This window comes from Microbacterium terrisoli (genome assembly GCF_030866805.1).
GTDB lineage: Bacteria > Actinomycetota > Actinomycetes > Actinomycetales > Microbacteriaceae > Microbacterium > Microbacterium terrisoli.
Map to the genome: position 1 here is coordinate 3,618,141 of NZ_CP133019.1, position 7,379 is coordinate 3,625,519.

Here is a 7,379-nt window from a genome sequence, read left to right on the forward strand (position 1 = left end):
GCCAGACGTGCCGGCTTCAGGCGCCGTAGGTGGACTCACCCAGCTCCGCGAGGATGCGGTTCAGATCCTGGATTGTCGCAAAATCAATCGTGACCTGGCCTTTTCTTACACCCAGATTCACTCTCACCTTGGTGTTAAGTCGGTCGCCGAGTCGCTCTGCGACCTCGTCAAGGTATGCCTTGCGCGCGCCTGCCTTGGGCGCGGTCGGACGCGGGGCCGCAGCATCTGTCGCCTTCGCCGCGGCCTCCGCCGCACGCACCGAGAGATCCTCATTGACGATCTTGTCGGCCAGCTTCTGCATCGACTCGGCGTCATCGAGCGAGAGGATGGCGCGGGCATGTCCGGCGGTCAGCACTCCCGCGGCAACCCGCTGCTGCACCGGCACCGGGAGTTTGAGCAGGCGGATCGTGTTGCTGATCTGCGGGCGCGACCGACCGATGCGGGTGGCCAGCTCCTCCTGCGTGATGCCGAAGTCCTCGAGCAGCTGCTGGTAAGCGGATGCCTCTTCAAGTGGATTCAGCTCGGAGCGGTGCAGGTTCTCCAGCAGCGCGTCGCGCAGCAGGTTCTCATCCGCGGTGTCGCGCAGAATCGCGGGGATCGACTCCAAGCCGGCTTCGCGCGCAGCCCGCATGCGACGCTCACCCATGATGAGCTCATACGCTCCATCCGAGTTGCGTCGCACGACCACCGGCTGCAGCACCCCGAACTCGCGGACCGAGTGGACCAGCTCAGCGAGGTCCTCCGCATCGAAGACCGTGCGCGGCTGTCGCGGGTTGGGAACGATGTCGTGCGGGCTGATGCGCACGAGCCGTGCGCCGGGCACGGCGACCAGGTCCGGCTCGGCAGCGGAGCCGCTGTCACGGGCGAGTTCAGCGGCTTCGGCGTCGATGTCCGGCACGATCGTCGTGACCGTCCGCGACCCGCCGGGGAAGAAGACGTCGACCGGGCGCTCCTGAGTGGCCTCGGACGTGGGGATCAGTGCACCGATGCCTCGCCCCAGTCCCGTGCGCTTCGCTGCCATCAGGCATCTCCTTCTTTCACTGCATCTGCTTTCGCTGCATCTCGTTGAATCATCTCGACTGCCGCCTCGCGGTACGCGATGGCTCCCGCTGACTGTCCGTCATACGCGATGACCGTCTGACCGAAGCTCGGTGCCTCTGACACCCGCACCGAGCGCGGGATCACGGTTTCGAGCACTTGCGCCGAAAAGTGCGTGCGCACCTCTTCGGCGACCTGCTGCGCAAGACGTGTGCGGCCGTCGTACATGGTGAGGATGATCGTCGAGACATGCAGCCGTGGGTTGAGGTGCTTCTGGATCATCCCGACATTGCCCAGCAGCTGGCTCAAGCCCTCGAGTGCGTAGTACTCGGTCTGGATGGGGATCATCACCTCATGCGCTGCCGTGAAGGCGTTGATCGTCAACAGACCCAGTGATGGGGGACAGTCGATGATCACGAAGTCGGGCTTGATCGCCACGGACTCGAGATGGACCTCCAGCGCCGTGCGCAGCCGGTGTTCGCGCGCGACCTGCGAGACCAGTTCGATCTCGGCGCCGGCCAGGTGGATGGTGCTGGGAGCGCACTCGAGCAGCTCGGATTCGGGACTGGTCTGGATGATGCTCGCCAAGGGAAGCTCATCGATCAGTACGTCGTACACGCTCGGCACATCCGCGCTGTGGGGGATGCCCAGCGCCGTGGACGCATTCCCTTGCGGGTCCATGTCGATCACCAGCACACGGGCACCCACCGATGCCAGCGCTGCGGCGATATTGACCGCCGTCGTCGTCTTGCCGACACCGCCCTTTTGATTCGAGATCGTGATGATCCGAGTACGCCCAGTGAGCGTGACGGTCTTCTCGTCAAGCGCCTTCCGACGTGCGGTCAGATCCGCAAGCTCACGGGCGATAGGACTGTCACCGAGGGGGCTCAAGGTCGTCGTGTCCGAGTCCTCGGCTTGTTTCACGTGAAACACACTCCCTGTTCGTGCGGCGTCCTGCCACCCAAGTCTAAGCGGGGCCGCCCCCACGCTCGGCACGCCATGCAAGGGTGACGAACAACGATGTGGCATTTCGTCATCGATGCGGGAGGCGTGGGGTTGGACACGACGGCGCGACGCCTGTCCGTGTGCGGATATCGCCCCGGGACCGCGGGAATGGACGAATCTCGGTCGTCACCGGCCGCCCGCTTCAGCACGTTTCACGTGAAACATCGACCGGATAGCCTGCAGCCTGACGACGCCTGCGTTCGGCGGCACGTGAGCCCTGCACCCCGCAAAGGAATCGAGCGTGGATCGGATCAGGGACGTGGACGTACGGAGCTCTCCCGTGCAACGATGCCGAAGCTCGCATGGGGCGGGTGCGGGCGCTGCCGCCGTGCGCCGCGTCCACTCTCGTGCTCTCGAGGCGAATCTCCACGACGCCACCGCGGCAACTGGCCGGGCGATCTGTGCAGCGATCCGGCAGAAGGTGTCGTTTCACGTGAAACACCGAGTGGATCTGCCGGTCGCGCCCACACGCCGGTCGCCCGGTCTGGTCGCCGCTAGTCGCCGACAGCGCACTGATCCGTACACGCGGTTCCCCGTGTTTCACGTGACGGCGACGGGATCGATCTCTGCGCGCCCGTGGTCATGTTCCACGTGAAACGGCCGCGACGGGCTGGATCTCTGCGCGCGCAATCGTCGAGATGTCACTCCACCTGACCTGGTTACCGGAACGGCCGTAGCTGCCACGTCCGCAACCGTCGGCGCTTGCGATGCCGGCCGGAGGAGCGCGTCCGTCAGCCCGACCACGACGGACCCACACGCACTCGTGCACACTCCGACACCGCGAATGTGCTGCGGACACTCTGTCCGCTCCCGGTGGTGGCCGCCGCTCACGGTGGCGGTTGCCGCTCCCGGGCGCAAGGGCAATCAACGGTCTCCACGTGTGGGCGCCCCTCGGTGTTTCACGTGAAACATCGAAGGTCCGGGCCACGCCACGTGCGACGTGGCGCCGCCCGACCGCAGCACCACGGAAAGTCAGCGCCCAGGGCTCCCGGCCGCGGACTCCATCGCAGTGGCGCGTGTCGTCCTTCTACGCCGCGAACAGCCCCCGATGTCTTCATTCAGCACCGTGATCTACGTGCTGAATCGGCGGTCGAATGCCGCCACCATCTGCCCTGCAGGCGCCCACCGTCCGCCGGCACACAGCCAACGTCGTAGGCGATCCCACGGATCCCGGCGCGCTGCACATCGGGCGCCCGGAAACAGTCGTGCCGAGGACGGCCGACACGGGGAACGAGTCCACAACTCCGTCGTGCGGCCCAACGTGGCAAGTCGACACCGAGAGGATGGCCATCTCCACTGCGTTGATTGCCGGAGCGGATCACAACCGACAACAGCGCTGTGCGCACACTCGCCAACGGGACTCCCAGGGATACGACATCGGGAGAGCGTTCGGCGACTGGTCCGCCACGCATCCGCGCCGGACGCGGGTCCGGCGCGACGTGGGCCCACCGCCAGTACCGCACACCCCGTGCGTGCACACGCCCCTCAACCTTGAGAACGTCGCGCGGTCTTCCGCAATATCGACGCGAGGTTCCACTTCAGCGAGTCTGGGCACGTGCAGGACGTTTCACGTGAAACGTCGACGCGCGCAAGCCAACCGGAAGCAGGTGCCTGATTCACTGCGGCACACGTGCACACATGCACACGCCACACAGCCAGTGCCGCCGTCAGCATCCGGTGCAAGCCAAGCCCAGGTTCCGCCGACGCCGGTTCCATCACCCCCGGCGCTGTTTCACGTGAAACATCCACCCGACGCGCGGGCCCCGCGCACAATCGGCGCACACCGAATGCCTCGCAGGCCGGCAGCCGCGACATCCCGAGTCAGGCGCGGACGCGAGCCCTGATCACGCGCGAAGGTTCTGGCAAGACATCCTCACCGACGACCTCGACGCGCACCTCCGACAGGCGGAACTTCTTGATCTGTTTCGCTGCGGCATCGATCTCAGCCGGAGCGCTGGCGCCCTTGAGCAGCACCAGTTCGCCGCCGTCACGGACAAGCGGGGCAGTCAGCGGGATGAGCGTTCGCAGGGCACTGACCGCCCGCGCGGTCACCGCATCCATCACGGCTCCGGGCTTCCACTCCTCGGCTCGCGCGCGAACGACCTCGACATTGTCAAGTCCGAGTGAGCTCTTCTGCTCTTCGAGCCATGCCACGCGACGTTCCATCGGCTCGATCAGCGTCCATTCGACATCCGGGCGTGCGATCGCCAGCACCACACCAGGCAAGCCCGCGCCAGACCCGACGTCGGCCACGCGGCCAGAGAACAGGGGACCGATGATCGCACTGTTGAGGATGTGCCGAGTCCACAGGCGTGGGCGCTCCAGCGGACCGATCAGGCCACGCTCCTCGCCATGGTCCGACAATGCCTGCGCGAACAACCGCGCGAGCTCGATCCGCGCACCGAAGATCTGAGCAGCCTCGACCGGCTCCCGCTCGGTGGAAGTGTCTGCGTTCGTCATCGTTTCACGTGAAACATCACGCGCGACGAATGACCGTGTGGCGGTCAGAACCTTCGCCATAGGATTCCGACACCAAACCCCGCTCGGCGACGATGTCATGCACAAGCTTGCGTTCATAGCTCGACATCGCCGGCAGCGATGCCTGGGTGGCCCCTTCATCCAGCCGCTCCACGGCGCGATCCACCAGGCGAGCGAGCTCGACCTGACGCGCATCGCGAGAGCCGCCGATGTCCAGGATCAGACGCGAGAAGCGCCCGGTCTGGTTCTGCACGGCCAACCGCGTCAGCTCCTGGACAGCCTGAACGGTGTCCGGTTCGGACAGCCTGAACGGTGTCCGGTTCGGACAGCAGGGAAAGCGCGTCAGCCCCTTCTTCCTCGATAGAGACGTACGCGCGACCGTTGCGTACGTCGAGAGCGAGATCACCGTCGACATCCACGATGTCGAGAAGGCCTTCGAGGAAGTCAGCGGCGATGTCGCCTTCCTCCTCGAGCTCCGCGATCGTGGGCGCGCCGTCGGCGGGGGAGTGGGTGGTCGACATGGGCCGATCTCCGTTCAGTGTCAGGCAGTCGTTCAGGATCCGGATCGTGGGCCGTCGGCAGGCTTGCTCGGCGATCGTGGGCCGTCGGCAGGCTTGCTCGGCGACGGCCCCGACGGATTCTGCTTCGCGGCCTGCTTCTTGGCGCGCTGCTTGTTCACCGGCTGCTGACGCTTGGGCGCCGCCGCCTTCGCCTTCTCCGCTTCTTCCAGCAGACGCTGCTGCTCGGCGACATACTTCTCCATCGGGACGATCTTGCCGTTGGAGTCCAGTGCCTTGCCGCGCTTGGCCAATCGCTCTTCGCGTTCCTTGGCTGCCTGTGACCCCGGCGTCGGCAGATTTCGAATCACCATGAACTGCTGCACCGCGGTCCAGATGTTGCTGGTGAACCAGTAGATGACGACACCGAGCGGGAAGAAGACACCCGAGAACACGAAGGCGAACGGCAGGACGTAGACCATCATCCGCTGCATCTTGTACGCCTGGCCCTGCTTGGCCTCCGGCGACAGGTTCTTCGACACGATCTGCAGCTGCGTGAAGAACTGCGAGGCGATCATCAGCACGACCAGGGTGACCATGATCGCCACGGTCGTCTCCCAGCCGTCAGGCTTGAAGTCGATCGTGTCCTTCAGCGACTCATGCAGCGACGCGACGCCGAACAGCTTGGCGTTGTAGAACTCCTGTGTGAGTTCCGGGGTCAGCCAGAAGATGCCGCCGTGGCCGGCCTCGGCGTTCGATTTGATCGAAGAGAGCACGCTGTACAACGAGAAGAACACCGGCATCTGAACAAGGATCGGCAGACAGCCCGAGACGGGGGACGTGCCGTTCTTCTTGTACATGGCCATCGTCTCGCGACTCATGGCCTCCCGGGAGAGCTGGTCGCGCTTGCCCTTGTACTTCTCTTGGATCTTCTTGAGCTCCGGCGCGATCTCCATCATCTTGCGCTGACTCTTGATCTGCTTGACGAACAGCGGCACCAGGGCCGCGCGGACGACGATAACCAGCCCAATGATAGAAAAAACCCAGGTCAGACCGGAAGATGGGTTCATTCCGAGAGCGGAGAACAACCAGTGGAAAGCGACCAGAATCGCCTCAACGCCCCACTTCAGCGGCCAGAGTACGAACCCGATGGGGTCGAACCCGCCGGATGCGGCGGGCGTCGGCGAGGGTGTGCTCGCGGCGAGAAACAGCAGATCCTGCAACGGATCAGTCCTTTCTGAGGGGCACGACGAATCCGTGCGGAGTCAGCTCGTGACGGAAGTTTCGGTGCAGCGGAACGTCGTCGACGCCGCCCGCAGCCCACGGGTGGCAACGAGCGATGCGCCATGCGGCAAGGGCAGCGCCCTTGACGGCACCGTGCTGCTGCACTGCACCGACCGCATACGCCGAGCACGACGGGTAGTACCGGCAGACATCACCGTAGGTGTGAGAGATGGTGGCCCGGTAGCCGTGCAGGAAGGCGAGCACGGCATTGCGGGGCAGCAGTGGGATGCCGCGCCACAGCGTGTCAGTGGAGAAATGGCCACTGCCGAGATACGCCGCCGGCAGCGTTGCGACGCTCATGCGGCCCTCCGTGCAAGACAGCGCTGTACTTCGGTCGCCAGATCGGCGAAGTCTGCGGTCGCAGCAGACGGCCGCGCCCGGATGACCACATCGGCGCCCGGGCGTACTCCGGAAAGCGACTGCGCGCAGACAGCCTTCAGTCGACGACGCACGGTGTTGCGGGTGACAGCAGAACCCACCTGTTTGCTCACGATGAACCCGAACCGCGGCGCGCGGTCTTCGCCCGAAGCCACGACGTACGTCACGGTCCGTGGCCCGGCACACTTCATGCCCCGACGGACGACGGCCTTGTATTCCGCCCCGCGGGTCAGTCGGTTCGGCCTCGCGAGCACCTCAGTGATGTCAGGCCGAAAGCTCGCTGCGGCCCTTGCCGCGGCGGGCCGAAAGGATGGCACGACCGGCGCGAGTGCGCATGCGGGCACGGAAACCGTGCTTCTTCGCGCGACGACGGTTGTTGGGCTGGAAAGTGCGCTTGCTCATGAATAGACTCCGGAAGTTCACCGGGTCGTGTGCCCGGAGATGACGAAGAGGGACTACGCCACGGGGGCATAAGTCAACCGACTAAGGCTACGTCCTGCGGCAGGAGAACTCAAACCAGACCAGAAGGCTCCCACATTATCCACAGGTGTGGACAGCGTGCCGTCAGACACACCGTCGCCCGGTTCTACAGTGGGGTTTGCTCTCTGAGCGGCGCCTGACTAGCGTTGCTCGGGCAAGTTATCCACAGGCGCAACGGCATCCATCGTCTGCGTCGAACACCGATCAGCCGGGGGGCTC

7 protein-coding genes and 1 pseudogene are annotated in these 7,379 nt (G+C 65.1%); all 8 read right to left on the reverse strand.

The features are described from left to right. Positions 1-16: 16 nt before the first annotated feature. Positions 17-1,021 carry a ParB/RepB/Spo0J family partition protein gene (locus tag QU603_RS16365; RefSeq protein WP_308492447.1) on the reverse strand — a complete coding sequence of 335 codons (1,005 nt, stop codon included), beginning with the start codon at positions 1,019-1,021 and terminating at the stop codon, positions 17-19. Beyond that, complete coding sequence (locus QU603_RS16370; protein WP_370655363.1) at positions 1,021-1,971, reverse strand: ParA family protein; 951 nt, start codon at positions 1,969-1,971, stop codon at positions 1,021-1,023. The genes QU603_RS16365 and QU603_RS16370 overlap by 1 nt, the downstream gene beginning before the upstream one ends. 1,893 nt (positions 1,972-3,864) lie before the next feature. Beyond that, positions 3,865-4,503: a 16S rRNA (guanine(527)-N(7))-methyltransferase RsmG gene (rsmG, locus tag QU603_RS16375; RefSeq protein ID WP_308494054.1), complete on the reverse strand. Its 639-nt coding sequence runs from the start codon at positions 4,501-4,503 to the stop codon at positions 3,865-3,867. Between the two features lie 16 nt (positions 4,504-4,519). Then, a pseudogene (locus QU603_RS16380) lies at positions 4,520-5,042 on the reverse strand (Jag family protein). Positions 5,043-5,074: 32 nt separating this feature from the next. Next, positions 5,075-6,232, reverse strand: a complete 1,158-nt coding sequence (gene yidC, locus QU603_RS16385) for a membrane protein insertase YidC (RefSeq protein WP_308494055.1) — start codon at positions 6,230-6,232, stop codon at positions 5,075-5,077. 13 nt (positions 6,233-6,245) lie between these two features. Then, positions 6,246-6,602 (reverse strand): membrane protein insertion efficiency factor YidD, encoded by a 357-nt coding sequence (gene yidD / locus QU603_RS16390; RefSeq protein WP_308492448.1) that lies wholly within the window; start codon positions 6,600-6,602, stop codon positions 6,246-6,248. Continuing rightward, positions 6,599-6,871 (reverse strand): ribonuclease P protein component, encoded by a 273-nt coding sequence (gene rnpA, locus QU603_RS16395; protein ID WP_308494056.1) that lies wholly within the window; start codon positions 6,869-6,871, stop codon positions 6,599-6,601. The genes yidD and rnpA overlap by 4 nt, the downstream gene beginning before the upstream one ends. A 73-nt stretch (positions 6,872-6,944) precedes the next feature. Further along, positions 6,945-7,082 carry a 50S ribosomal protein L34 gene (gene rpmH, locus QU603_RS16400; RefSeq protein WP_308492449.1) on the reverse strand — a complete coding sequence of 46 codons (138 nt, stop codon included), beginning with the start codon at positions 7,080-7,082 and terminating at the stop codon, positions 6,945-6,947. Positions 7,083-7,379: the final 297 nt, after the last annotated feature.

Bases quoted from the DNA above. Each gene is read 5' to 3' on its own strand.
- rsmG (WP_308494054.1), bottom strand. From the start codon at position 4,503: ATGACGAACGCAGACACTTCCACCGAGCGGGAGCCGGTCGAGGCTGCT.
- rpmH (WP_308492449.1), bottom strand. From the start codon at position 7,082: ATGAGCAAGCGCACTTTCCAGCCCAACAACCGTCGTCGCGCGAAGAAG.
- yidD (WP_308492448.1), bottom strand. From the start codon at position 6,602: ATGAGCGTCGCAACGCTGCCGGCGGCGTATCTCGGCAGTGGCCATTTC.
- QU603_RS16365 (WP_308492447.1), bottom strand. From the start codon at position 1,021: ATGGCAGCGAAGCGCACGGGACTGGGGCGAGGCATCGGTGCACTGATC.
- rnpA (WP_308494056.1), bottom strand. From the start codon at position 6,871: ATGAAGTGTGCCGGGCCACGGACCGTGACGTACGTCGTGGCTTCGGGC.